The sequence below is a fragment of the Blastococcus sp. MG754426 genome (assembly GCF_021699055.1).
In the GTDB taxonomy this organism is placed as follows: domain Bacteria; phylum Actinomycetota; class Actinomycetes; order Mycobacteriales; family Geodermatophilaceae; genus Blastococcus.
The window spans coordinates 1-24932 of sequence record NZ_SSXC01000066.1; the positions used below are offsets into that span (position 1 = coordinate 1).

The window sequence follows — 24932 nt, forward strand, 5'->3', positions numbered from 1 at the left end:
CACCGGCCGAGCACGAGGACACCTTCTACCGGCACAACCCCGCGGCGGCTACCGTCGCCGCGTCAGTTTCGAGCCTCCACTGAACCCGGGGCGGGACATTGAGTCATCCGTGGCCTGCGACTGGAGGCCAGGGATAGCCCCTCATCGCAGGCAAGGCCCCCTGGTCACAGGCGAGACTCTGGCGCTGCCGATGGCCATGGTCGAACGCAGGGTCTTCTGCGAGGACCTGACTGGCCCCGGCGTGCCCGTGCTATGGGAACGGTGCTCATGTGCCTGATCCGCCGGCTGTCCCTGCTTCGCCGAAGAGCGGCACGGCCGAGCTCAGATTCTTTCGGCCTTGCATCGCTCGGAGGCTAGGCAGCAGAAACTGTCGTTGAGCTGCGCTGACCTCGACAGATGTCACGACGCCGAGACAGTCCCTCGTCGGCGGTCCTGGCTACCCTGCGCGGCGAGGAATCCACACAACAGGGCGGGCACGAACGTCCGCGCGGCGAAGTTCCGGGTCACCCGACCGGCGCATGCCCCTGTGAGGCGTGCACAGGGAGGTTCAGGCGTGCAGTCCCCGGTTCGGCTCGCTGCTCATCATGTCGATGAGCCGCTGGCCACGCAGCTGGATGTCAGCGTGGACACAACCCGCGGCTGTATCACCTTGGTGGGTGAGCTGGACCGCCAGACCGCCCGTCAGTTGTTGGATGGCGCCCGCGCGTTGGCTGCTGCCGAACTGGGCCACTGGGTAATCGACGCCCGGGGGTTGCACTTCTGCGATGTCAGCGGGCTGCGGGCCATCAGTGTGACCTACCGCAGGGCGCTGCGGCACGGTGCAACGATGACCGTGGTGGGTGCAGGCCGGTGGCTGCGCAGGGCGCTGGCGACCATCCGTCTGCATCACCATGTGTTTCCCGACGCCGGCCAGGCATGGGGCAGCACGCCTGCCGACGGCCATGGGCCGGTGGCGAGTTATGTGCAAGCGGCCTACCCCCTGGCCAAGTGCTACAGCCTCTGAACGTCGGCTGTGCCACTGCGGGATGCCCGCTCCCGCGGTGGCGTGCCCTCCTGACCCCTACCGGGTGCCGTCGCGGCGGCGAGCGACAGAGCCGCAGTACGGGCACCTGTCGTGGATGCCGTCCGGCGACCGTGGCCCACGTTGGCCAAGATGTGCGCCACGTCCGGCTTATCGGTCTGCGGACTCGACCGGTCCTCGACCGGCTCCAGGGCGATGTTGGCTGAGAAGGAGAACTCCCGCGCTGGATCGTCGGTGACCAGGCGCAGGGCCTCATCCAGCTGATCGGTCAGCCGGCGCAGAAACTCTCGTACGCTTTCCTGCCGGTCAAGCAGCAGCTCCAGCCGCTGCTCGGCGTCGGCGACTCGTGCGGCTGCCTGTGCTTCGGCGGCCTTACGAGCCTCGCGGGACCGCTCTTCCTCGGCGGCCAGCTGCTGCGCCGCGGCAGCCGCGGCACGAGCCCGGGCCTGGGCTGCCTGCTCATCCAGTCGCTGTCGTTCGACGGCCGCCTGCTGCCCGATCTGCTCGGCTTCGACGAGCGCACTGTCCACCGAGGACCTCGCCTCAGCCTGGAGGCGTTCGGCTTCATCGAAGCGAGTGGCCGCCTTCGCTTCCAGGTGCTGCGCCCGCCGCTTGATCAGGTCCGCTTCGACGTGGGCTTGCGCGACGATGTCGGCGGCCTCGGCCGCCCCTGCGGCCCGAGCGGCATCGGCCTCCTCCGCTGCCAGCCGCAGCATCTCCGCGACACGGTCGGATACCGCGGTCAGCTCGCGGCTTCGGGGGGACTGCGCCAGTACCTGCTGGGCCCGCTGCAGCTCTGCCTCGCGGCTGCCCAGTCGCTTCACCAGCTCGCGGATTGCGCGGCGGGAGGCGGACAACTCGTTCTCGGCCCATGCGACGTAGTTGTCCACCTGCAGCCGGTCGTAGCCGCGCAGCGCTGAGGTGAACGCAGGACCGGAGTCGAGCATCGATGGCAGGTCGCCGGAGAGGTTCGGTCGCCCTCGCTGCGGCGACGGCGGCGGCGCCGGCTCCTCTGCGGCCGGCGACTGGACCTGGGCGGGCGTGGCTGAGTCCTGCTGCACGGTCATCGACGCTCTCCACGGGCTACGCAAACATGATCTTGTCGAGCTGATCGGAGTGTAAAGTCCCTGCTGAGGGCGCACCGGATGAGGCGTTGCCTCGGGCGTTGCCCAGCCGGCGTGACGGCAATCGCAGCGTGATCGGTGCCACAGCTGCTGTCCGCGACTCGCGTGATGTGACGCGACACCGCCATCGCGGGCCGGTCGAGTTGCTCAGCTCGCCGCTCGACTGCTAGATCAATAGACGCAGGTGAGCGGCGTGCCTGTGTCGTCGCCGGCTCACCGCGCCCCTCGGACAGTGCCGTCCGTCTTCTGGTTCAGAAGTCCTTTGCGGAGGATCCCTGTGCTGGTTGACCTGGAGAAGCAGTCGCCCGATCTGTGGGCCCGCTCCGTGCATCGGAGCGTCGGCGACCGTAGTGCCCAGCCGCTGCGGGTTGCGCTGGTGGCCCCGCCGTACTTCGAGGTTCCGCCGGGTGGTTATGGCGGCGTGGAAGCCGTGGTGGCCGACCTGGCGGACGCGCTGGCCGCCCAGGGCCACCAGGTCACGCTGCTGGGCGCCGGTCGCTCGACGACCCGGGCGGAGTTCGTGCCGCTGTGGCCCGAGCCGGTGCCGCAGCGGCTGGGAGAGCCGACGCCGGAGATCGTGCACGCCGCCGCGGCACGCAAGGCTCTCCTGCGGCTGGCCGACGCCGGCGAGCTCGACGTCGTGCACGACCACACCCTGGCCGGCCCGCTCAACGCGGGGTTGCTCCGGCGGCGCGGTATTCCGACGGTGCTCACCGTGCACGGTCCGGTCGACGCCGACATGTACCGCTACTACCGCGACCTCGGCGCCGACGTCGGGCTGGTCGGTATCAGCCACCGGCAGCGGGAGCTAGCACCGGACCTGAACTGGCTCGGCGTGGTTCACAACGCCCTGCGCCCGGAGGAGTGGCCCTTCCGCGCCGAGAAGGGTGACTACGCGCTGTTTCTCGGCCGGTTCCACCCGCAGAAGGCGCCGCACCTGGCGCTGGACGCCGCGCACGCGGCAGGTGTGCCGCTGGTGCTGGCCGGTAAGTGCAGCGAGCCCATCGAGCACGAGTACTTCGACCGCGAGGTGCGGCCCCGGCTGCGCAGCAGCGACCGGCTCATGGGCGTGGCCGACGCGATGACCAAGCGGGACCTGCTCGCTGGTGCCCGCTGCCTGCTCTTCCCCATCCAGTGGGAGGAGCCCTTCGGCATGGTCATGATCGAGGCGATGGTCTGCGGCACCCCCGTGGTCGCCCTCCGCGGCGGCGCGGTCGCCGAGGTGGTCACCGACGGCGTCACGGGCCTGGTCTGCGACCACCCCGACCAACTGCCCGCTGCGCTGACCGCGGTGACCGGCCTGGACCCGCACGACTGCCGGGCCAGCGTGATCGAGCGGTTCTCGGCCGACCGAATGGCGGAGGGCTACGTGTCCGCCTATCGGAAGGCGATCTCCGCACACACCGGGAAGGCGGCCGGTTACCGGTCCACGCTGGCCGCGGACACCGCCCTGGCTGAGGTGGGCTGACATGACCGCGCCACTCAACGCCAGCGAGCCCGTGGTCGTCTCGGCCGGCAGCGGACTGGTCACCCTGGTCGACGGCGCCACGTTCTGCCTATCCGAGGCCACCGGCGACGTCATCCCGGGTGGCGCGCAGGGGTTGTACTTCCGCGACGCCCGCTTGCTGTCCCGATTCGAGCTCCGCCTCGACGGTGCTTCGCCGTCCCCGCTGTCGGTGTTGGGCCAGGAGGCCTACAGCGCCCGGTTCCTGCTGCGCCGGCCACCCGTTCCCGGCCGGGCCGACAGCACCCTGCTGCTGGTCCGGGAGCGGCTGGTGGCCGACGGCCTGCGCGAGGTCGTGACCGTGGAGAACTTGGGAACGGAGGCCACGACGGCCAGCCTGTCGCTGTGGGTGAGCGCCGACTTCGCCGACCTGTTCGCGGTGAAGGAGGGCCGACCCGGCCCGGGGGAGGCGAACGTCCACGTCGACGCCGACGCACTCGTCCTGACCGCGGCCGACGGCGACCGCGGACTGCGACTCATCGCCACCGAGAACCCGACCGTCACCCCCCGCCGGCTTCACCTGGCGGGTGGTCGTGCCGCCGCGCGGCAGCTGGTGCACCGAGGTCACCGCACAGCCGGTGCTCGACGGCCGCGTACTGCAGCCCAGGGTCAACCGCGGGGAAAGAGTCGAGACCAGCGGACCGGCCCGGCAGCTGCGCCGCTGGCGCCAGGCCAGCACGACGATCACCGCCGACCATCCGGTGCTCGCCGAGACACTGCGGCGGACCGAGGACGACCTCGGCGTTCTGCAGATCCACGACCTGCCCGGTGACCGGCCCGTGGTCGCGGCGGGGGCTCCGTGGTTCATGACGCTGTTCGGCCGCGACAGCCTGCTCAGCAGCTACATGGCGCTGCCGCTGGAGACGTCACTGGCCCAGGGCACGCTGGAGACGCTCGCCCAGTGGCAGGGACGACGGGTCGATCCGCACACCGAGGAAGAACCCGGGCGGATCCTGCACGAGCTGCGACTGGGCCCCGACCGGGACACCGCCCTGGGCGGCAGCCGCTACTACGGCACCGTCGATGCCACGCCACTGTTCGTCCTGCTTCTCGCCGAGGCCTGGCGGTGGGGCATCCCGGAACAGGTGGTCCGTGAGCTGCTGCCGGCCGCGGACGCCGCCCTGGAGTGGATGGACCGCTACGGCGACCGTGACGGCGACGGATTCCTGGAGTACCGGCGAGCCACCGACCGCGGGCTGGTCAACCAGGGCTGGAAGGACAGCTTCGACGGCATCAACGATGCCGCCGGTCACCTCGGCGTCGCGCCGATCGCGCTGTGCGAGGCGCAGGGCTATGCCTATGCCGCGCGCCTGGCTCGCGCCGAGCTCGCCGAGGCCTTCGGCGACCAGGACACCGCTCAGCGCCTGCGGGCCCGCGCCGCCGTGCTGCGCACCGCCTTCGCCGAGAAGTTCTGGCTGCCCGACCAGGGCTGGTTCGCCGTGGCCCTGGATCGGGACAAGCGGCCGTTGGATGCGCTGACCAGCAACGTCGGTCACTGCCTGTGGAGCGGCATCGTCACCGATGAGCACGCCGCAGCGCTCATCGAACGGCTGGCCGACTCCCGCATGGACACCGGCTACGGGCTGCGCACCCTGGCCGCGGACATGGGCGCCTACAACCCCATGAGCTACCACAACGGCTCGGTCTGGCCGCACGACACCGCGATCGCCGTGGCCGGCCTCATCCGGTACGCCCACCTGCCCGGAGCCGTCGAGCTCGCCCACCGGCTGGCCAACGGCCTCCTCGATGCGGCCGCAGCGTTCGGGGGCCGGCTGCCGGAACTGTTCTGCGGCTTCGCCCGGCACAGGTTCGGCCAGCCGGTGCCGTACCCGACGTCGTGCTCGCCGCAGGCCTGGGCCAGTGCTGCGCCGCTGCTCCTGGTCCGGGCGCTGCTGGGCGTCGAGCTCGACGTGCCGTCCCGCACCCTGACGCTGCAGCCCCGGCTTCCGGCCAGCTGGGGGCACGTCGTGCTCAACGGACTCGCGGTGGGTTGCACTCAGGTGCGCATCGACGCGGCTCAGGACTCGGCCACTGTGGAAGGTCTGCCTGACGAGTGGCTGCTCAAGGGAGCTGCGGCCACGGCTGACCAGTGACACGACCGAGCCGCAGCGGCGCTGTGACGCGCGGTGGCGAAAGGCAATCGGGTCAAGAGCAATCAGGCCCGCAGATGAGGACCCAGCAGGTACGAGCCCGCGCCAGTCTGACTGAGGTCGACGTCGGGACACGAGGAGGGACCGCCGAGCACCCGGCGGTCCCTCGTCACCACCCAGCAGCTGTCCCCGCGGCACCGCTGCACCCCCTACGGGGTGACCCTCTCCGCAGGTACACCGCCGGAGCGGCGACCCGTTCAGGGCGGTGGCTGCGGGAATCAGCCTGCCCCACCTCCTACGAGGTGGACGCGCCGGACAACAAGCCTGCCAGCCGCGCTATTCCCCGCAGCGGCGGGTCCTGTCGCACCGGAACTGTCGGCGGCGTACGGCACCGTCCGCACATGTCCACGCCGACCGGAGCCCGCTGCCCCTCCGACCTCGTCGCCACTGCGCTGCTGTGGGACCTGGACAACGTCGCCGTCCCCCTCACCCAGATGAACTCCTTCGCGCAGACGCTCAGTGCCCTCGTGCCGCCCACGGCGCCGAAGGTGGCGGCCGCAAATTGGCGTGCGTTCCGCCTGTACGGCGACGACCTGCGCGCGCACGGCATTCGAGTTCTCTGCGGAAGCCGCGATCCCGCCGGCGCCGACGGAGTGCTGCTGCGCCAGGCCAAGCGCCTACGCAGGGGCGGAGCCACACGCCTTCTCGTCGCCAGCAACGACCACGTCTTCGCCCGCCTCGCAACCCGCGCCGAGGTGCACGTGGTCACGCGCACCGGCGACCTGGTCAGCGGACGGCTGCAAGCCGTCGCTGCCAGCATCACGGTGCTGGCACGGGAGGAGGACGGAGGTTGGGCCGCCTTACCGGCAGCCTGACCGCCTTCGGTCCGGCGCCGGGGTGACAGCGCCGGTGGTGCCCGCAACGAGCAGGAGCACGCCCGCAGGCAGCGTGGGTCCGCATGGTGAGAGCACGCTGCAGCGTCAAGCACCACGGTCGTCGCCGCGCCCCAGGGGGCGGGGGAGCGGGCAACGGTGTAGACCGACCGGAGCGCGTGAGGGATCCGGCTGTCGCATCCGAACGCCGCACTGAGGCCACCGCAGACCGCGCAAACCAGCAACCTGTCGCTCCCAAATTCGGTGTTTCAGCTCTCATCCACTGCGGTAGCCGAAGTACTGCCGAAGATGGGGAAGCGAACCACCAGAAGGGAGCCGACCATGACCACCGTTTCCCCCAACACCACCAGCGCCGCGACCGGCCGCCTGCTGACGCTGGCCCGCTTCGGTACCTACGCCGAGGCCCAGCGGCTGGTGGACCGGCTGTCGGACGCCAAGTTCCCGGTCGAACGCACCCGAATCGTCGGCAACGGCCTCCGCACCGTGGAGACGGTCACCGGGCGGATGACCACCGGCCGAGCCGCCCTCTACGGCGCCGGCAGCGGCGCCTGGCTAGGCCTGTTCATCGCGCTGCTGTTCACGATCTTCACGATCGGCCCGGTGTGGTGGGGTGTTCTGCTCACCACCGTCCTCATCGGCGCGGTCTTCGGCGCGATCCTCGGTGCAGTTGGGCACGCGCTCACCGGCGGAGCACGCGACTTCGCCAGCGTGACCGGCCTCGAAGCCGACGAGTACGAGGTCCAGGTCGACGCCGCCTACTACGACGAAGCGATGCGTCTGACCCAGACGGCCTGATCCCTGACCGCAGCGGAGCCGCTGACCGAACATGGACCGGCGGCTCCGCACACCCGCCGCGGTGGACGGGGACAGTCGCAGCCGCGTCGACGCCGCTGCGGCCCCCGGTCGGTGACGGCGATCCGTCCGCCGACGTGCTGGTCGTCGCGGTCGGCGGCCACGACGCGCGAAGAGGTCCCGTCCGTCGCACGCGAGCCTCCTCGCACCCGAGCTTTCGCCCCGGGCCAGGCAGCACTGGTTCGGCAACCCGGTGCAGTCGCAGCACGGCCGTCGACCGGGGCATCACCGGCGCAGCGGCAGCCCACGACATTCCGAGGTGGCGCGAAGGAGCGTGGACACGGTGCGGGTTGTCTTGTTGGGGCCGCCCGGGGCAGGCAAGGGCACGCAGGCGCGGCAAATCGCCGATCGGCTGGGCGTTCCGGCGATCTCAACCGGGCAGATCTTCCGCGCCCATGTCGCCGAGCAGACCGACCTGGGCCGACGAGTCAGGCCCTACCTCGATGCGGGTGAGTTCGTGCCCGACGAGGTCACCATCGCCATGGTCGAAGACCGGCTCACCCAACCGGACGCCCGCGCCGGATTCGTGCTCGACGGATTCCCGCGCACCGTCCGGCAGGCCGACGCCCTGCGCGCAATCCTGGCCGGAATGCGGACCCGACTGGACTGCGCGCTGGAGCTTGTCGTCGAGGAGAACGAAGTCATCCGCCGGCTGGCCACCCGACGGGTGACGGGTGACACCGCCGGAGGACGGCGTCCGGACGACCAGCCCGACACCATCCGTCACCGGCTGACCGTCTATCGCGAGCAGACGGCTCCGCTCACCGAGTACTACGAAGCAGAAGGAGTCCTGGTACGCATCGATGCCTCGGGTCCGGTCGATCAGGTCACGCAGCGGGTCATGACCGCGCTGCACACCGTCGCGTCCTGCCGCTCACCGTGACCGCCAGCCCCAGCACGCCCGGACGTCCGTCGGCTCCGCAGCCACACCTAACGCGAGGCGGCCGCCGCCGATCTCTGTTTCATGACGGCCACGCCCGCCCGGTCCGAGCGACGAGTCGCGCAAGGCCATCTAGCACCGGAAACGACCGTCTACGAGGCTCAACGGAGCTGTGCCGGCCGCGGATGGCGAGGATGCAGGGCGTCCGGCGTGTCGGCACTGCGCCGGCTGGCTGCCCCGCACAGGGTGGACCCCGTGGACCGAACCGTCCTGCTGGTGGACGCAGGCAACCTGCTCGCAGCGGGCGGCAACCTGACCGTGGCGAACAACCGCCGCCACGACCTTGACGTCCGCATCGGGCCACTGCTCAACGCGCTGACCGCACTCGTCGCGGAGCACGCGCGGCTGCCGCTCCTGCGCACGTACTGGTACGACGCCAGCCGCGAAGGACGGCTCACCGCAGAGCACGAGGCCGTCCGCGGCCACCCCTACACCAAGCTGCGTCTCGGGCGACTCGTCGGAGGCGCACAGAAGGGCGTGGACGCGCTGGTCTACCGCGACCTGACCACCCTGGCTCGGCAGCGCTCCGTCGCCAGCGCCTATTTGTTGGCCGGCGACGAGGATCTCCGCGAAGGCGTCGCCGAGGCGCAGTCCCTGGGCGTCCAAGTGATCCTTCTGGCGGTCGAACCGGCCGGCAACAGCAAGATCGCCGACGCCCTCCTGTGGGAGGTCGACGACGTGCTCGACCTCGACCGGACCTTCCTGGCACCGTTCTTCGCTGCCCGCGGCGCTGGCCCGGGGACGGAAGCCGGAGCCGTGTCCGACTCCCCGTGACCAGACACGCGGCCACCCCTCTCTGGTCTGATCGCCCGCACGCTGCTCGATCCCCGCGGCGCGTCAGACGCCTGACCCGCGCGCGTCGAAACCTCCTGCCAGTGAACGGCCGCCGCTGCCCTATGCGGAGGAGAAGTCGACGCTGCCAGGTGACCGTGCTTGCCCGGGCGTGTGACGCAGGTGCCGTCAGCGCACGCGTGGGCCGCACGATCCGGTCGAGAGGCCGACGCACCGGACGGTGTCGTATCTCGACCTAGGCTCTGCTGCGGTCGGGGAGGCGGGACAGAGACGCCGTCCCGCCCGGGAGACGGGGGAGCGGCATGGGATGGCTTGCGAGGTTGCGTCGAGGCGCGACAGACGCCCACCTGCCGCAGCCGCAGCCGACGGTGCAGCCCCGCCTCCTCTTTGAGTCCGATCGACCCGGCGAGTACACGGTTCGGCTGGACTTGGCGCGCCCCGCCGTCGCCCATCGCCGCACCGTCCGAAGAGGGCACGCCGTCCGAGGCGGTGGCTGCCTCACGGAACGACCACCACGATCGCCGGGCTGCCGATCCACGGTGGCCTGCTCTACGTCGGATTCGACCTGCCGTCGGTGCGCGGCTATAAGGTCGACCCCTCGTTGCTCGACCCAGCGCTACCGGTCGACTGCTGCGGGCGGACAGCAGTGGCTGGGGCCTCGGCTACTGGCCCGCCTACAGCCAACTCACCTCGGCCGAGCGCGACCATCACCTGTGAGCGGAACGACCGCTCCCAACTGCTCGCCGTCCTCACCATGCTGGCTCAGACCGGTCCCGCGGACCCGCTCGCTCTGGCGGCCTCCGTCCAGGGCAAGCGTCCAACAAGTACGACAGGTGGCTTGACGCGCTGCTCGACGAGGACTACGCCGCCCGATCCTTGGACACTGTCGGCGCCCACCGGACCGTGGTACGGCTGCTCAACGAGGCGAATGGCTCCGAGAGCCATCACAAATGACCGGGAACGCTCACCCCGGTCGGCGCTCAGTGCACCGACGACCTGCCGCCGCGGACCGTCCGCCGACACGCATCAACCTCGGGCCCGTTCAGCGGAGTACCGCCTGGAACCACCGCGGCCGTCAACGAGGACTCCACGAGTCGATGGCGAGCGGCTCGCCGTCGGCGGCGTTGTCCCGGTTAGCGCACCCGGCGGCGCAACTGGTCGGGATCGAGGATCAGTATCGAGCCGCCCTCCCGGCGGATCCAGCCACGCTCGACGAAGTCGGCCATAGCCGACTCCACCGTCTCGGGCGAGGCCCCTACCAAGCCGGTCAGCTCCTGCACGCTGACGTCGAACTGGAGGCGTACCCCTTCAGGAGTCCGACGACCGAACTTGTCGGTCAGCAGCATCAGTGCTCGGGCGAGTCGACCTGGAACGTCGGTGAAGAACAGATCGGGCACCCACGGCTTCGTCCCCCACAAGCGGCGGGCCAGCACGCGCAGGAGCCGCTCTCCGATCTCCGGGTGCGACTCGATCCATGGACGCAACACCGAATGGGGCACGCGAGCCAGCTGTACGTCGGTCACCGTGGTGGCTGTTTCGGTGCGCGGACACGGCTCGAACACCGCGAGCTCCCCGAAGTGCTCTGCTGGCCCCAACTGGGCCAGCACCTTCTCCTTGCCGTCCGGTGAGCGACGGGTCAGCCGGATCCTCCCGGCGAGGACGATGTAGAGGGCATCGCCTGGTTCCCCTTCGCGGAAGATCACCGTGCCGGCCGGAACGGCGAGCGTCTCCAGCCGTGCTGCGACCGGTTCGATGACCTCCGCCGGTAGCCCGTGGAAGAGGCCGGACCGGCTCAGTACGTCATTCACGGCGCGCATCCTCCTTCGGTGGCAGGCAAGCGGATTGGTCGGGGCCCTCATCCCGCGTCCGGCGAAAGAATAAGAAGCGGAGCACCTATTCGCCACTCATGCCCGGTTGAGCTGTCAGCGCTTGCCGAAACGTTGCTTCGCATTCCGTCGCTTACGGAAAACAACTTCGATAGTCTTGACAATGAGCCGGTGGCGAATGTCGAGCAGTCAGAACAGCCGACTGCGTCATAAAGCCTCGGCGACTGTGCCGCATCACGGGCTCCACTGAAAACGCATCACGCCCCTTTCGCGCGTCCCCGAAAGGAGGACGAACGGCGAACGCATGAGCCATTCTTCAGCCTCCTCGGGATCCGGCAGTGGAGGAGCGAGTCCTCTGGGGATTAGCCAAGCGCGCAACGGGACATGCATGGCGCGCTTCCCGTGGAAGGAGGCCTGTCACATGCGTCAACCAGTCGGCACCCGACCGCACACCTTCCGCCTCCGCCGTACCGCGCTCGCGCTGGCGGCCGTGGCTGTCGTGGGTGGGTGCACCAGCAAGGTGACGGCACATCGGCTGCGTCCACCACCAGCGCAGCCGAGTCCTCGGGCGGTCAGGCCAGTTCCGTCCAGGGCTTGCAGGACGCCTAGCAACGCGTCATCGCTAACGTCCTGCCGTCCGTGGTGGAGATTCGGTCCTCAACCGGGCTTGGCTCCGGCGTCGTCTACGACGACGCGGGGCACATCGTCACCAACGCCCACGTCGTCGGGGCCGACAAGGACTTCGACGTCCTGACCTCCGGATCGGCCACTCCGCTGCAGGCCACCCTGGTGGGCACCTTCCAACCCGACGACATCGCCGTGATCAAGGTCGATGACCCGGCCGGGCTGGAGCCGGCCACCTTCGCCGACTCCTCCGACGTGCACGTCGGCGACATCGTCCTGGCCATGGGCAATCCGCTCGGACTCTCGGCCACGGTCACCGACGGAATCGTCTCAGCGCTCGGCCGCGAGGTCTCCGAGCCAGCCACCGAGTTCTCCCCGCCGGCCACCCTGCCGAACACGATCCAGACGTCCGCGGCGATCAACCCCGGCAACAGCGGCGGCGCCCTCGTCAACCTCGACGGGCACGTCATCGGCATTCCCACCGTCGCCGCCACCAATGCGGAAGCCGGTGGCCTGGCTCCCGGGATCGGGTTCGCCATCCCGTCCAACACGGTCAGGCGTCTGGCCGACCAGTTGATCGCCACCGGCGCGGTGACCGAGTCGGGTCGGGCGGCGCTCGGCGTGGGGGTCACCACGGTGGTGGACGCCTCCGGACAACCCCGAGGTGTCGGCGTGGTCTCGGTCGACCCGGGAGGCCCGGCCGACCAGGCCGGTCCGGCCGGGCGACATCGTCGTCTCCATCAACGGCACCGCCACCCCGTCGCTGCAGGTTCTGGGCGCCGTCCTGGCCGATCTCCAGGTAGGGGAGACGGTCACCGTGACGGTGATCAGCGGCGGCGACGAGCGGCGACTGCAGGTGACCCTCGGCAAACTCTGACACACCTCCCAGCCGTCGGCCAGCGGCTGGATTCACGCCGACCCCCGGACCCGTCGGCTGCCTCGCGCTGGGCCCCGCCGTCCGCGAACCACCCGTCCGGCACCGTGCCCGGGTCACCCCTGACGGCCGGCAGCGCTCGACGCGAACGGCGCACTACTTCACGCGCCGTGAACTACGGCCGGCGAACAGGTACACCGACGCGCAACTTCGGCCGATGCCAGACGTGACGATGCTGGCTAGCAAGAGAAGGTCCCCATGCGCGGCAACCCCGGAAACGACGTCCTCGACTTCGTCATGCTGCACCTCGCGATCACGCAGCGTCCGCACCAGGCTGACGATCAGCCGGTCGAGGAGCGCCTGGCGGAGGCCTACGACCAGGCGCGGCGGGACGTCACCACCTTGGCCGAGACCGACGTGGAACTCTGTCTTGCCCTCCTGGCCGACCTAGCCGGTCACTTCGCGGCCACGCTGCAGCAGCAGGCCGGGCACCGCGCGGTCAAGGAGGTGATCAACGACTGGGCCGGCCGCGGCTGGACCCCGGGCATCCACCGCGCAGAGGCGATCACGCCCACCGCCGTGCCCACCGAGACGCAGCCGGACGTGCAGCCGGCCACGCGGCCCATGCCCGGCGGCCAGCGGTGGGCAGCCGGGGAGCCCGCCCCGTTCTGACGCCCTCCCCATCCGCAGCGCCCGAGAAAAAGGTTGAGCGGTCGGACAAGTCAATACCGAATCGCGCCGATGCCATCACGGTGATGACCTTCGAGATGACCTTCGAGCAGCCGCAGCCTGCACAGTGGACCGTGCGCGCGCTGGCCCACCACCTACCCGACGGGCTGCCCACCGCAGCGCTCACCATCCTGCGACTGCCAGGGCAATCGGTGCGCCGCGGCCCCTGGTCGACCCTGGTGGGGCAACTCCTGCTGGACACCGTGGACCGCTGCCGTCCGGTCGTCTACACCTGCGCCGACGAGCCCTACCAGCACTGGCCGGAAGAGGGATGCAATCGGCTCGGCCCCCACTATGCGGGCGTCAGCGATGCGTGTGGCTGCTGCCCGCCTGAGCGCGGTCACTTCACCGCCCGCCGTCGCGGACTGCCACTGATCGGACCGTTCCGGTCCACCGTGGACAACCTCATCGCGGCGCTCGCCGACCACGAGCCGGACCACGGACCCAGCCTGGTACTCATCGACAACGTCGAGCACGCCCGGCCCTACGCCTTCCAACCCGGCGGCGTCTATGACGGTGAGAAGCGCACCGCCAGCGTGGACAGCGTCGAGAACACCCGCCGATGCGCCAGCGACCTGCTGGCCTTCGCCAGCGAACGGAGCGCGGCACCGACCGTCGCCTGCACCTGGGGCGACATGACCCCGCTTCCTGTGGCGCTCACTGAGGTCGCCCGCGTCGTGATCACCGCGCTGCCGTGCGAGCGCCGCCGACCGGTCACCCTCCACCTCCAGGCTCGGCGCAGCCTGCAGGCCCCCTGGCCACCGGCGACCGAAGTGGTCCTGCCCTGGTTCGACTGGGGCTTCGACGACCGGGACCTCGACGATGAAGACGACGCCTTCGAGCAGCAGGCCGCGCAGTCGGCCGGCGGGCAGCCTCTCGCCGACCCGTCGGCAACACCCGACCCCTGGGCCGCGCCCGTCGTCTGGACGGGAGCCGGTGGATGACCCGCACCGAGCCGTCCCACCGCCGTACCGCCGCCCCCGGCCACGCCGCGTCAACCTGCGGCACAGCGCCCTGGATCGCCGACATGCGCCGCATCGGCTTGCACGTCTCCACCGACGGCACCGAGGTCACGGTGACCTCGCAGGTACTGCCCTCGCTGTTCGGCCGCGCCGCCTATCACGAGTTCACACTGACAATGAGCAGTACCAGCCTGGTCCGGCTGCGTCATCTGCTCACCGGGGGAGTCGACGTGCTGCACATTCCGGTGCGCGGCCGAGTTCTCACCGACCAGGGGGAGTTGCGCTCGACCAGTCGGCTGATCGCCAGCGCCCAGTACCTGCCGGCTCGCCGGATCGTCCTGGAGGTGACCACGTGGGTCACCGCCGCCGACGGCAGCGAGGCGTGGCTGGACACCTACCTCCTCGACGATCTCACCGGCCCCGACCTCGACCACGTCGAGACCGTGCACGCCATGTGGAGCGCCGGGGTCAGGCCGCGCTCCGACGCCGCCCGCTACATCGCCGCGGGCTTTACGCCCGGCGAGGCACGCACGCTGCACGACACCCTCGCCCCGGCGGAGCGGAACGCCCGGATCGATCTGCTCATCGCTCTGCGTACGCCCTGACCAACACGCGCAGCAGGCGCGGCGCCTGCCCGGCACCTGCAGGCTGGCGAACACGGGTGGATCCGTTCTCAGTCCGGTGCGCACGGCAGGCCCCCGTGCCATCGCACCGCGACGGCTAAGTCCGCTACGGCCGCAGGGTCTGGATGAGGAACCGGAACGGCGGTTCTCCTGGCGTGTGTCCATGGCACGGGGTGTGCCGCACGGTGATCTCGACTTCCACGGTGTGATGCGAGTCGGCGATCAGCGTCCAGCCGGTCTGGCCGTCCTCGATGGCGAACGGATGGCGCACCGCATGCGCCACCTCCTCCAGGATCCTTTCGGGGTCCGGCGCCACGAGCGGGGTGATGGTCTGCACCTCGTTCAAGGGCATGTCGATGACCGTTCCGTCGTCCAGTTCAACGCCGAGGCCGGGTAGTTCCCGGCCCTGCTCTCTGGTGAACCAGACGGGACCGTCCGGCCGTCCCTCGATCCGGTGCCCGTCGCGGGTGGTGACCGCGATGCGCTCGTGCATGCCGAGCCAGGCGGCGGTGTGCCGCTGACCGTCCTCGGCGACCATCTGCCAGCAAGCGCAGGGCTGGGTGTCGTCGGGCATCGGTTTCCCTTCGGGGAGCGGTGGGACCGACACCACCCAAACACAGCATTTATGCCGTGGTAAGGGGTGTCGAGTACACGGACGGTTGCTCTCCGTGTCCGGTCGCAAGTCCAGCCCCCACGTGACTCTGAACTCCGAGCGCAGCCGCGCCCTGGGCGATCGCCTGCGTCAGGCGCGCCGCGCCGCGGACCTGACCCAGGAGGCGCTCGCGCAAGCCTCTGGTGTGGGCACCGAGCACGTGCAGCGCATCGAGCGTGGCGCCGCCAACCCCACCGTCGCCACCCTCTACGCGCTCAGCGACGCCCTGCACATCCCGGTCGGGAACCTGCTGCCGGAGTAACCGCGTCGCGCGCCGACAGTCCTCCCGCTCACTCGGAAAACTCCCAACCCGCCCGGACATGGCCCCGCCCACCTGGGCCCCGACACCCAAGCCGATGCGCCAGCACGGGTGGCTGGTCCGGCCGCCCGGGGCCGCGAGCGGACGTCGGGCTCGTCCTCGCCGATTCACCAACGTGGTTAGACACACCGGCGCTAAGGCGCGGCGCTGGTCAGCGCCGCCCGGGCCGGCCCGGCAGGCCGGCGACCCGGACAGGTCACACTGGCCGCGCCCGACCGGTGGCCAGCCAGTGCTCGACGGCGACGCGGACGGTGTCTTCCTGTTCCACGCGGTAGCCGCGCGCCAGACACGCCCCGGCCAACCGTCCAGCCGACCCGTCCAGCCGCTCACGGAGTCCCTGAACCGTGGCACCGTCGATCGGCCAGGGGCGCTGTCGGCGGTGCGGCCACTCACCGGGATCGCACAAGATCACCCGCGCGGCCACCTCGGCGGGCAACGCATCCAGGACCGCGGCAGCGATCCGAACTCCGCCGAGGTCGGCATCCGGACAGAGCAGCACCCGCGGGACCTGGTTCATGAGCGCGACAAGCAGATCGAGCGCGGCCGCGCTCGGGGTGCCAGCGGTGTACACCACGGCGACGGTCGTCCCCGGCGCGGCGACGCGTTCGGCGAGCGCCTCTGCGGCCTGCAGGTTCTCCACGATCACCAGATGCTCGGCATGGCTGATCAACGTCAGGTCGGGCTGGTCGGCCCGGATGAGCACCGGCCCGTCAAGGGCGGACAAGGCCACCCGGGTGCCGGCTCGTTCCGCGTCGACCGCGCCGGCGACTCCGAGCCGCGGTGCGCGGCGCAGGCCGAGGGCGATGGCGACCTCCGCGTCGACGCCGGCGTCGGCTAGCACCCCGAGCGCGTCGTCGCGGATCTTGCTGTCGGCGAAGTGGGCCAGCGAGAACGCGCGGGGGCCGTCGTGGGTGACGCCGTCGAGCAGGTCGGTGGCCGCCGCGAGCAGCACCAAACGGCGGACGCGGCCGGTCTCGTGGCGCAGCGCGTGGACCAGGGACGCGGCGGCGGCGGACGAGATGCCCAGGACGGGATCCCCGTCGGTGTGTGCTGCAACGAGCCGGGTGAGCAGGTCATCGCGGCGCTGTTCGATCTGCTCGCGGCGTGCGGTCACCGCGGAGGCCCGTGCCTGGGCCAGCCGTGCACCGCGGTCGAGCAGGTGCCAGCCGGTTGGCGCGCCCAAGCGCATGTCTTCGGTGACCGTGCAGCACACGGCGACAAGTCCGGCGCGCGCACACTCTTCCGCGAGCGGCCACGCCCGCGCACCGAACCGTCGCTGTACCGCCGCCCAGGTCCGCCGCGCTGCCCCCAGCACGAACGACGCATCCGCTCCGGCCGGGTCCGGTGCGGCGGGAGCGTCCACGTCGTCGGCTGCGGTGAGGGCGACCGCGGTCAGCCGCAGCCGCCGGCGCCGGTCGGGGACGACGCGCCACCCGGCACCGTCGGCGACCACCCGCTGCACCGACCGGGCGACCAGGCCGGCGGGTACCCCGTCCAGCGACACCGCCGGGCCCAGGGTGGCGGTGAAGCGGCGGACGGCGCGGGTCAGCGCCGGCTCATCTGGTGACCTGTGCGGGTCGGTCAGGTCCATGGCCGGCCGGCGAGCAGCGCCTCGGCGGTCAACTCCACCCGGGCACGGTGCTCGTCGAAGCCGAACATGCGGGTGGGCTGGTTGAGCGCCTCGGCCTTGGACGGATAGCTGAAGTAGAGGACCTCGCCGCAGTAGGCGGCCGCGTCGGGCATGACCGCGTCCTGGCAGGTGCCCAGCACGGTGATGCCGTACTCGGCGGCGACGTCGGCGACTGCGGTAAGCACGTCCCGGCGGTGTTCATCGCCGAGTGAGTCGCCCAACTCGTCGAGGATGAGCACCCGGCCTTGCGGATGTGGGCTGGCCAGTAGTGCGGCCAAGACCAGGTGGACGCTGAACAGCTTCTCCTGCGCGGAGTTGGTGGCGTTGTCGTAGCGCAACATTCGCCCGCCGGGGGAGCGCCGCCACTTCGGCACGACCCGCCACGTCCAGGCGTCCTCTGCCCCAGCAGGGCGCAGCACCTCCCAGTCCAGTTGGGCGCCGAAACCCTGGGCGGAGAGGTTGAGCCGGTTGAGTGCCTCGCTGATGGCGGCGAGGTTGCCCTCGATCCGCTGCTCCAGACTGTCTTGGATGTTGTCCAGGCCGGACTGCATCCCGGCCAACTTTTCCTCGGCGAAGGTGATTTCTTGTTGGCGCTGCGCTCGCGTGGTGCGGATTTGCTCGGAGGCGTGTAGGTCCCGGTCGGCGTAGCGCGCCAGCCAGGCGTCGATGGCTTGCGCCAGCCCGGTGAAGCCGATCTCGTCGCGGCCCAGCCGGGTGCCGGCGCTGTCGGCGAGGTGTTCGCGCTGACGGACCGCCTCGGTGATCTCCGCGGTGGGCGCGCCCGCGCCGCTGGATCGGTCGATGTCGAGCAGGGTGACGATCGCGGTCAGCCGGTCATTGGCCCGGTTGCGCAATGTGTCCCGAGTGCGGCGTTCCCACTCTCGGGTCGGATCCGCCGGACCGGTCGGGCGGGCATGCCCGTCTTCCCACTGCAGTGGGTTGTCGTCCCAGTTGAGTTCGTCGCGGGCGTCGCGGTCGCTGCCGCCGAACTCGGCCAGCCAGTAGTCCAGGCCCATGCCGTCGAGGCTGCGCTGGATCTCGGCGACCGCGCTGCGCGCCGCGGTCAGGTTGCCCTCGGCACTGCGGCGTGCGGCTGCGGCGGCGGTCCGGGCCGCCTCCAGCGCGGTCACTTCCGACCGCGCCTGGGTGTAGGCGTCCTCCAGTGCGCTGCGCCGCTCGGCCTGCTGCTGCACCCGTCGGCCTGCGGCGGGCAAGTGCTCCTCCTCGACCTGCCGCAGCCGCGCGCTCGCCTGCGCATGCTCGGCGGCGGCGCGGGCGGCGTCCAGAGCGGCGGCAGCGATCTCCTCGCGCTCCCCGGCGCGCCCGGCGGCCGCGTCGGCGGCGCGGTGCTCGGCCTCGGCGTCGTCGAGTCGACGGCGCAGGGCGGCCACCAGTTGCGTGCGGCCGGTCGTCGGATGGGGAAAGCCACCGACGACGGTCACGTGCAAGCCGGCATCGATGACAGTGTCGACCGCATGCGGTCCCGCGGTGACCCGTGCAGCCAGCTCCGTGAGGAAGGCGTGCGCCCAGGGCGGGGCGGTGCGCAGCCCGGTGGGCGGACCTGTCTGGTCGTCCGCGCCGCCGATGACAATGGCGCCGGGCACGGCGGCCAGTTCGGCGACCGCATGCGAGACCTGGTCGGTGTGCACGCAGACCGCATCCCGCCACGGGTGCAGGCGGGGCTCCCACTCACTGCGGGCAGCCGGTTCGACCTCGACGGCATCGAGGAGCCCGACCGCGGCGACACCGGCGTCGGCGAGCACGGCGAGGCAGCGCCCGGCGTCACCGCCGCGGCCGGCTTCGGTGTCGCGCAACTGCTCGCTCAGCGCCTCCACGCTTTGCTCGGCGGCGTGTGCCCGACCCTCTTCACGAGCCCGCGCCCGCCGGGCCTCGGCAAGTCGGGCCTCGGCCTCGGCTATCGACAGCCGGGAGCGCAGGGCACCGCGGGCTTCTAGCCGGATCAGGTCTTCGCGGAGCCGAGCGGCCTCAGTCGCCAGCCCCGACTCGCGCCGGATGGCCTCGCTGTGCTCGGCGTCGGCCTGCGCGTAGGCCTCCTGTGCGGCGCGGGCGCGGGCGGCCACGCCGGCGTCGTCGGCGAGAGCACGTTCGGCGTCGCGGGTGGCGGTGTAGGCCTGCTCCTGCTCGGCCAACGCGTCCTGGGCCGCAGCCAGCTCCTGCCGTAGGGCGGCCTGCCGGGCCAGCGTGTCGAGCAGCCCGCGGGCCAGATGCTGACGCCAGAACCGCTGTCCCTCGTCGAGGTGGTCGCGTACCCGGCTCCGCTGCCGCACGTCGGCGAGGATGTCTTCCTCGCGGCTGAGATGGCGTTCGTGGTCGGCCTTCGTCTCGGCCAGGGCCGCCTCCTGAGTGGCCAGTTCGCGGCGTTGGGCTTGCTCGGTCTCCAGCGCGGCGCTACGGCCGGTGAGCCGGACCAGCGCGGCACCGATGTCCTCCGGTCGGAATGCGCCAGCATCCATTTTCAGCAGGGACGGGCCGCTGCGTTGTTTGCCGCGGGCGGCGACGTAGGCCAGGCAGCGGGGGCTGCGCCCGTAGAGGGCGTCGATGTAGCCCTGCGCGCCGAGCTCGTCGGACCGCAGCGACTGCCACACCTTCGGCGCCAACTGGTGCCGCTCGGCGTCGGTGTCGGCCTGCACCAGGTGCACGCCGGGGGCGTGCCGGACGGTCAGATACTTCGGGGTGGAGGCGATGCGCATCCACACCGTGTGGGCGGTTCCGGCGGGCTCGTCGGGGTCAGCGAACACACCGACGATGAACCCGACCTGCGCAGCCGGGAACCGGGCCGCGGCGACTCCGGCAGTGTCAGGTTCGAACAACAGTTGAGCGACTTCGGCGACGCCGCCGCCGGACACCCGCCACTCAGGGTCGCCCAGCAGCAGGGCGACCGCCGCGTTGAACGAGGTCTTGCCTGATTCGTTGGAGTCTCGCGGCCCGCGACCGGTTACCGCGATGAACGACGACGGCCGCAGCACCACCGGATGGCTGGTCAGCCGGGCAATGTCGAACGTCTGCACGGCGAGCAGTTGCCGCGTGCCGATCACCCCGAGGCCCGCGTCGCCCGAGGCCGGCACCGTGTCGATGGGCGCGGCAGTGTCGAACAGGGTCATCAAGCCTTCTCCTCTGCCGGGACGGCGACTGCCGCGTCGGCCCCCGACGGGCCGGCGCGCCGAGCGCGCAGCGCGTGCGCGTACGGGCTGTCGGGTGCGGCGAGCAGCAGCAGGTCCTCCCACAGCCATGTGGTCCGCTGCCGGGTGAGGCGCAGCAGCGCCGGGCCTGGCACCAGATCGGCTCGGTGACCGGGACGCAGCAGCCCGAGCGTCCGCAGACGCCGCACCGAGGTGGTGATCTGCGCCTTGGTCAGATGCCGGTTCTGCGCCAACTCATCGATGCTGGTCGGGCGGGCGCCGTGCTCGACCACCCACGCTTCGCCGGCGACCTCGCCGCGGGCGCGCGGAATCGCCACGGTCCGCAACAGCACCAGCGCCAGCACAGCCCGATCCACCGGACACACGGTGCCGTAGCCGCGGGAGACCAAGGCGTTGGCGACCGCATCGTCGTAGCCGCTGACCCAGCCCTGATCGACCGGAATGAGCACCCGTCCGCATGCGGCCAGCCGGTCGGCCACCACCCGCCGCAGCGCCGGCTCCCGCAGCGCCATGAAGGCTGTGGTGGGCACGATCCCTTCGGCGATTTCCAACGCGCCGATCGCGTCCCGGACCGCCGCGTCCTCGTCGGCGGCCAGCGGCGTCATCGCGCACCCTCTCGATTCCCGGGTTGCTCCGCGGCCGGGAGCCGGTCGTGGAAACGCCGCAGGGCCTCGACGAACGCGCCGGGCAGTCCGGCGGCCGCAGGTCCCAGCCTTAGCCGGTCGCCATCGCCGACGACGAGCAGTGCTGGCCGCAACTCGTGGTCCAATGCGGACTTCACCCACATCGCCGGCGCCCCGAGCTGACCTGCTAGGTCGACGACCGCGGCCCGGGTGAACGGTTCACCGGGATGCGGATCGGCCGACCGGTCGGTCCAGGCCAGTCCCAGGCAGCAGGCCCACGTCAGTCGGGCCATCGTTCCCGCCTGGCGGACCCGGTAGGTGTGGGTCTCCTCCGGTGACGGCGTCGTCTGCGGCTGCCAGCCCAGCGTCAGCCCGTCGACGAGCCGCGGACTGGTAGCGGGGGAGGGGACCGGTACCCGAAGCAGACTGCGGCCGGCAGCGGCAGCCGCCACGGCGGCCGCACCGACCGCCGCCGGGTCGCTGGCGCTAGTCGGCAGCCCGCCGGTCGCGCGCACCGCGGCCAACAGCACCGCGGCCTCGGCAATCGGTTCGGTCATGCCCGCTGCTCGCTCTCGTCTATCGCGGCGGCAGGCTTCGCCGCGGCACCGTTCCTGCTCCCGGGTACGGCGTCGGATTCCGCCGGCGCATCGCTGCGCCGCAGGAACACCGGATGCCAGTAGGTCACCGGACCCTCTGCATCGATCAGCAGCAGCTGCCCCAGCTCCACCGCGAACGGCTGCCCCGGGTCGTGCGCGACCGCCAGCAGGTCCATCAGCTGCTCAGCCGCGGCGGGCCATCCCAGGGCACGCAGTCGCCCCGTCAGCTCCACCTGCTGCCCGCCCTGGAGGTGCTCCTCGATAGCCAACCGGCGGCGCCGCTGGTCGTCGGCGTGCCGGCGCTCCAGCGCCGCCAGCGGATCCGGGTCCACGTTGCCGGCCGGTTCCGGCGGACGAACCCGGATGCGCCGCCGCGGCGCGTACTCATCGAGCGCGTCGACCACGGCTCCCGGATCCAGCCACGGCTGCGGCGGGTCGACCACCAGGTGCCCGCCGACCTCGGCCAGCTGCAGTACATCGGCCTCCAGCGCCGCAGACAGGTACTGCTCGGGGGTAAGCACGCTGAAATCCAGCGACGCCCCACCTTGATCCAGCACTCGGTCGACCGCGGCTAGCACCTGCTGTCGGTAGCTCAGCTCGGCCTCCACCAGCCCGAACGCCAGCTCGCCCAACTGGTGGTCACGACCGAAGCGGTCGGTGACCAGCCGGTTGAGCGCATGCACCTGCTCCTCCACCCGACGCGGATCGTGATGGCGCTGCTCGGCGATCAACTCCCCGATCGGTGCGCTCTGAATCAGCCGGGCCAGCGTCGCCCCGTACACCGACAGCAGCTGCCGGCACCGCCGCAGATGACTGACGACCAGTTCCCGGTCGGCGTGGCCGTGCTCGATCAGCCAGCGGGTGCGGTCCAACAGCATGATCATCTCGTCGACGCCGCCGGTCGCGCCGAGCCGCTCGAACACGAGCAAACCGGCCATCCCCGCCGGGTCCAGCACGTACCGCGGCTGGTGCTTCTTCTCCAAGAACGGCCGGATCAGCCCCATCCGGACGAACAGGTCGAACCGGGCTTCGAACAGCGCCGCATCGACCGGCCGGCGCCGAGCGACCGCCGCCTGCACCTGGGCCTTGGTCATTCCGGAGACGCCGGGATGATCGGCGAACGCCTCGGCCAGATCGCGTGCCATCTCCAATGCCCGCGGATCCTCGACCACCGCACCGGCATCGGCCGCGATCGGAGCGACGAAGGAACGCAGGTGCTGCAACAGCCGCGCATCGCTGATCCGCCCGTCGCGAGCGCGCGCAACAGCCGGGCTGGGTACGTCGAACAGTCCGTCCTCGTCCATAAGCTGTCGGCTCCTCACCCTCTCGGTGAGCCCGGACGGTATTGGCAGCCAGCGACAGTTTCGGTCCGTGATCCCCCTTCCGGGTGCATGCGAGACCGGGCGGCGATCCGCCCGTTTTCCGCCCAACCGGGCGCGCGAGGTCAGTGCTGGGAGCACGGTGCTGCTCTACACCGACGGGCTGATCGAACGCCGCGCCATCGACCGTGGCATCGACGCGAGCCTCGATGCGGCTGTGCCGCTCGCAGCGGCCAGCACCTCGCGTCTGACGCGCTGCTCGATCACAGCCCCACCCGGTCAAGGACGACCGGGAGGACGACATTGCTGTCCTCGCCATCCGCTTCCAGCCGTGAGGCTCGTCCGCGCAACACGGTCGCCGAGTCAGGCGCATCCGTCCTGTTTGCCGGCCTCGCCAGTTCCGGTCATCGGCCCGGAGGTCGCAACGGGGCGCTGGCCGCCTCGGGGCAGGCGAAGCGCCGCCTGCCTTGCGTGATCTGGTGTGACGCAGGTGTCGTCAGCTCACCAATGAGCCGCACGAGCCGGCCGTGCCAGCACAAGCACCGAACAGAGTCGCATCCCGACCTACCCTGGCCCGGCAGGCAAGCGGCACCGCGCTGCCCGCACATGCACGCCGCGATCAAGCGAGGCAGCAGGAAGCACAGACGGGGGAGCGGCATGGGGTGGCTGACCAAATGGCGCCGGAGCACCACAGATGCCGACCAGCCGCAGCCGCCGCAACCGGTCCTGCAGCCTCGGGTGCGCATCGAGTCCGACAGACCGGGGGAGCACACCGTCTGGCTGGACACGGCGCTACCCAGCGTCCCTCCTCCGCCGCGACCGAAACGGTCCTCCCAGCCCGGGCGATGGCTACCGGCCGCCACGACGGCCACGATCGCCCGGCTGCCCATCCACGGCGGCCTCCTCTACGTCGGCTCCGGCCTCCCCTCCGCTCGCGGCTACGAGACCGAACCCTCGCTGATCGATCCGACCCTGCCCGTCGACCTGGCCCGCGCCGACAGCAGCGGAATCGGACTGGGCTACTGGCCGTCCTACAGCAACCTCAACCCGAGCGAACGAGGCGGCTATCTGAGGTGGCTGGCCGAAGGCCGCAACCATCCTGAGGCGCCCATCGGGTTCGTCTTCCTCTACTTCTACGGCCTGGAACGACGCCTAACCCACGACCTGGCAGAAGGCCACCCGGAGCGCCCAGTCCTTCTGCAGGAGATCCGACGCCTGCTCGACCTCTACGGCCACAACCACTCCTTCGGTGGCTACGCCACCAACCTGCTGCAGTGGGCGACACCCCTCGACGGCAGCCGCCGATACCTCAACCCCCCGCCGGCGCCGACGGACTGGAGTTATGAGATCCCGTTCGAAGTCTGCGTCGGCTTGGGACAGCTGCTTGCTGATGGACGACCCATTCCGCCCGCCTGGGCCCAAGCCTGGTGGCAGCAGCACCCCGAAAGCCGAACCCGGACTCCAGTAAAGCGCTGCCCGGAGCAGTTCGCCGCCGCCTTCCAGGCGCTCTACACCCGCCGCTTCGGCGACGGCCTCGTCGTCAAGGAGAACAAGAAGCGCCTGCGACTGGATTACCGGCCAGCCAGCGCCGGCCTGCCGGGCATCACCAAGGACCTCGGCCTCCCCGACGTCCGAGGCCTGCAAGGCCCGCTCACGAAGCTGGCCGAAATTGCCGAGCTAGCTGTACTGACCGGAGACGTTGGTCGAGGAGCTGTGACTCCGGGATCTGACTGAGGGATCTTGTGAGGGGAGGACCTCCGGGCGTGGAGTGGAGCTGC

Annotated in this window: 22 protein-coding genes and 1 pseudogene; 15 read left to right on the forward strand and 8 right to left on the reverse strand. The window is 71.0% G+C overall.

What is annotated here, in order from left to right; genetic code table 11:
* The first annotated feature begins 553 nt into the window (after positions 1 to 553).
* Entirely contained in the window at positions 554 to 1003 is a 450-nt protein-coding gene (locus E9549_RS17630) for an STAS domain-containing protein (RefSeq protein WP_236827897.1), read from the forward strand.
* On the opposite strand, the gene E9549_RS17635 is transcribed toward E9549_RS17630, so the two are convergent.
* A complete protein-coding gene (locus E9549_RS17635; RefSeq protein ID WP_236827898.1) occupies positions 991 to 2088 on the reverse strand; it encodes a DivIVA domain-containing protein in 1098 nt (365 codons plus the stop codon). The two genes, E9549_RS17630 and E9549_RS17635, sit on opposite strands and share 13 nt — an antisense overlap.
* Before the next feature lie 478 nt (positions 2089 to 2566).
* On the opposite strand from E9549_RS17635, the gene E9549_RS17640 reads away from it, so the two are divergent.
* The 7 genes from E9549_RS17640 (at position 2567) to E9549_RS17670 (ending at position 9198) form a co-directional block, all read left to right on the forward strand.
* A complete protein-coding gene (locus tag E9549_RS17640) occupies positions 2567 to 3613 on the forward strand; it encodes a glycosyltransferase family 4 protein (protein ID WP_236827899.1) in 1047 nt (348 codons plus the stop codon).
* Between the two features lies 1 nt (position 3614).
* On the forward strand, positions 3615 to 4421 hold the full coding sequence (locus tag E9549_RS17645) for a glycogen debranching N-terminal domain-containing protein (RefSeq protein ID WP_236827900.1): 807 nt from the start codon (positions 3615 to 3617) through the stop codon (positions 4419 to 4421).
* Entirely contained in the window at positions 4351 to 5742 is a 1392-nt protein-coding gene (locus E9549_RS17650) for an amylo-alpha-1,6-glucosidase (protein WP_236827901.1), read from the forward strand. The genes E9549_RS17645 and E9549_RS17650 overlap by 71 nt, the downstream gene beginning before the upstream one ends.
* A gap of 398 nt (positions 5743 to 6140) precedes the next feature.
* Positions 6141 to 6614 carry a hypothetical protein gene (locus E9549_RS17655; protein WP_236827902.1) on the forward strand — a complete coding sequence of 158 codons (474 nt, stop codon included), beginning with the start codon at positions 6141 to 6143 and terminating at the stop codon, positions 6612 to 6614.
* Positions 6615 to 6953: 339 nt separating this feature from the next.
* Complete coding sequence (locus E9549_RS17660; RefSeq protein ID WP_236827903.1) at positions 6954 to 7427, forward strand: general stress protein; 474 nt, start codon at positions 6954 to 6956, stop codon at positions 7425 to 7427.
* Between the two features lie 331 nt (positions 7428 to 7758).
* Positions 7759 to 8367, forward strand: coding sequence for an adenylate kinase (locus E9549_RS17665; RefSeq protein WP_236827904.1), 609 nt, complete (start codon positions 7759 to 7761; stop codon positions 8365 to 8367).
* Between the two features lie 252 nt (positions 8368 to 8619).
* Positions 8620 to 9198: an NYN domain-containing protein gene (locus E9549_RS17670; RefSeq protein WP_236827905.1), complete on the forward strand. Its 579-nt coding sequence runs from the start codon at positions 8620 to 8622 to the stop codon at positions 9196 to 9198.
* Between the two features lie 1151 nt (positions 9199 to 10349).
* On the opposite strand, the gene E9549_RS17675 is transcribed toward E9549_RS17670, so the two are convergent.
* Positions 10350 to 11024: a Crp/Fnr family transcriptional regulator gene (locus E9549_RS17675; protein ID WP_308191121.1), complete on the reverse strand. Its 675-nt coding sequence runs from the start codon at positions 11022 to 11024 to the stop codon at positions 10350 to 10352.
* Between the two features lie 660 nt (positions 11025 to 11684).
* Here E9549_RS17675 and E9549_RS24525 point away from each other — a divergent pair.
* From E9549_RS24525 to E9549_RS17695, 5 genes and pseudogenes are all read left to right on the forward strand, one after another.
* A pseudogene (locus tag E9549_RS24525) lies at positions 11685 to 12206 on the forward strand (S1C family serine protease); the annotation flags it as partial.
* Positions 12207 to 12330: 124 nt separating this feature from the next.
* Positions 12331 to 12543 (forward strand): PDZ domain-containing protein, encoded by a 213-nt coding sequence (locus tag E9549_RS24530; RefSeq protein ID WP_374201456.1) that lies wholly within the window; start codon positions 12331 to 12333, stop codon positions 12541 to 12543.
* Between the two features lie 255 nt (positions 12544 to 12798).
* A complete protein-coding gene (locus E9549_RS17685) occupies positions 12799 to 13212 on the forward strand; it encodes a hypothetical protein (protein ID WP_236827908.1) in 414 nt (137 codons plus the stop codon).
* Between the two features lie 83 nt (positions 13213 to 13295).
* A complete protein-coding gene (locus E9549_RS17690) occupies positions 13296 to 14213 on the forward strand; it encodes a hypothetical protein (RefSeq protein ID WP_236827909.1) in 918 nt (305 codons plus the stop codon).
* Positions 14210 to 14836: a hypothetical protein gene (locus E9549_RS17695; RefSeq protein WP_236827910.1), complete on the forward strand. Its 627-nt coding sequence runs from the start codon at positions 14210 to 14212 to the stop codon at positions 14834 to 14836. Before E9549_RS17690 ends, E9549_RS17695 begins: the two co-directional genes overlap by 4 nt.
* A 124-nt stretch (positions 14837 to 14960) precedes the next feature.
* On the opposite strand, the gene E9549_RS17700 is transcribed toward E9549_RS17695, so the two are convergent.
* Complete coding sequence (locus E9549_RS17700) at positions 14961 to 15428, reverse strand: hypothetical protein (RefSeq protein WP_236827911.1); 468 nt, start codon at positions 15426 to 15428, stop codon at positions 14961 to 14963.
* Between the two features lie 121 nt (positions 15429 to 15549).
* On the opposite strand from E9549_RS17700, the gene E9549_RS17705 reads away from it, so the two are divergent.
* Positions 15550 to 15768 carry a helix-turn-helix domain-containing protein gene (locus tag E9549_RS17705; protein WP_236827912.1) on the forward strand — a complete coding sequence of 73 codons (219 nt, stop codon included), beginning with the start codon at positions 15550 to 15552 and terminating at the stop codon, positions 15766 to 15768.
* Positions 15769 to 16021: 253 nt separating this feature from the next.
* On the opposite strand, the gene E9549_RS17710 is transcribed toward E9549_RS17705, so the two are convergent.
* From E9549_RS17710 to E9549_RS17730, 5 genes are all read right to left on the reverse strand, one after another.
* Positions 16022 to 17278: a DUF2399 domain-containing protein gene (locus E9549_RS17710; RefSeq protein WP_236827913.1), complete on the reverse strand. Its 1257-nt coding sequence runs from the start codon at positions 17276 to 17278 to the stop codon at positions 16022 to 16024.
* Between the two features lie 128 nt (positions 17279 to 17406).
* Positions 17407 to 20577, reverse strand: a complete 3171-nt coding sequence (locus tag E9549_RS17715) for a hypothetical protein (RefSeq protein WP_236827914.1) — start codon at positions 20575 to 20577, stop codon at positions 17407 to 17409.
* Positions 20577 to 21221, reverse strand: a complete 645-nt coding sequence (locus E9549_RS17720; RefSeq protein ID WP_236827915.1) for a hypothetical protein — start codon at positions 21219 to 21221, stop codon at positions 20577 to 20579. The genes E9549_RS17715 and E9549_RS17720 overlap by 1 nt, the downstream gene beginning before the upstream one ends.
* Positions 21218 to 21796, reverse strand: coding sequence for a hypothetical protein (locus E9549_RS17725; RefSeq protein WP_236827916.1), 579 nt, complete (start codon positions 21794 to 21796; stop codon positions 21218 to 21220). The genes E9549_RS17720 and E9549_RS17725 overlap by 4 nt, the downstream gene beginning before the upstream one ends.
* Positions 21793 to 23139, reverse strand: coding sequence for a hypothetical protein (locus E9549_RS17730; protein WP_236827917.1), 1347 nt, complete (start codon positions 23137 to 23139; stop codon positions 21793 to 21795). The genes E9549_RS17725 and E9549_RS17730 overlap by 4 nt, the downstream gene beginning before the upstream one ends.
* Before the next feature lie 672 nt (positions 23140 to 23811).
* Between E9549_RS17730 and E9549_RS17735 the strand changes: the two genes are divergently transcribed.
* The gene (locus E9549_RS17735; RefSeq protein ID WP_236827918.1) at positions 23812 to 24888 is read left to right on the forward strand and encodes a TerB N-terminal domain-containing protein; all 1077 of its coding nucleotides are present in this window, start codon (positions 23812 to 23814) and stop codon (positions 24886 to 24888) included.
* The last annotated feature ends 44 nt before the right edge of the window (positions 24889 to 24932 follow it).

Coding starts and splice junctions, on each gene's coding strand:
- E9549_RS17635 (WP_236827898.1), bottom strand. CDS start 2,088: ATGACCGTGCAGCAGGACTCAGCCACGCCCGCCCAGGTCCAGTCGCCG.
- E9549_RS17645 (WP_236827900.1), top strand. CDS start 3,615: ATGACCGCGCCACTCAACGCCAGCGAGCCCGTGGTCGTCTCGGCCGGC.
- E9549_RS17655 (WP_236827902.1), top strand. CDS start 6,141: ATGTCCACGCCGACCGGAGCCCGCTGCCCCTCCGACCTCGTCGCCACT.
- E9549_RS17660 (WP_236827903.1), top strand. CDS start 6,954: ATGACCACCGTTTCCCCCAACACCACCAGCGCCGCGACCGGCCGCCTG.
- E9549_RS17685 (WP_236827908.1), top strand. CDS start 12,799: ATGCGCGGCAACCCCGGAAACGACGTCCTCGACTTCGTCATGCTGCAC.
- E9549_RS17690 (WP_236827909.1), top strand. CDS start 13,296: ATGACCTTCGAGATGACCTTCGAGCAGCCGCAGCCTGCACAGTGGACC.
- E9549_RS17695 (WP_236827910.1), top strand. CDS start 14,210: ATGACCCGCACCGAGCCGTCCCACCGCCGTACCGCCGCCCCCGGCCAC.
- E9549_RS17700 (WP_236827911.1), bottom strand. CDS start 15,428: ATGCCCGACGACACCCAGCCCTGCGCTTGCTGGCAGATGGTCGCCGAG.
- E9549_RS17715 (WP_236827914.1), bottom strand. CDS start 20,577: ATGACCCTGTTCGACACTGCCGCGCCCATCGACACGGTGCCGGCCTCG.
- E9549_RS17720 (WP_236827915.1), bottom strand. CDS start 21,221: ATGACGCCGCTGGCCGCCGACGAGGACGCGGCGGTCCGGGACGCGATC.
- E9549_RS17725 (WP_236827916.1), bottom strand. CDS start 21,796: ATGACCGAACCGATTGCCGAGGCCGCGGTGCTGTTGGCCGCGGTGCGC.
- E9549_RS17730 (WP_236827917.1), bottom strand. CDS start 23,139: ATGGACGAGGACGGACTGTTCGACGTACCCAGCCCGGCTGTTGCGCGC.
- E9549_RS17735 (WP_236827918.1), top strand. CDS start 23,812: ATGGGGTGGCTGACCAAATGGCGCCGGAGCACCACAGATGCCGACCAG.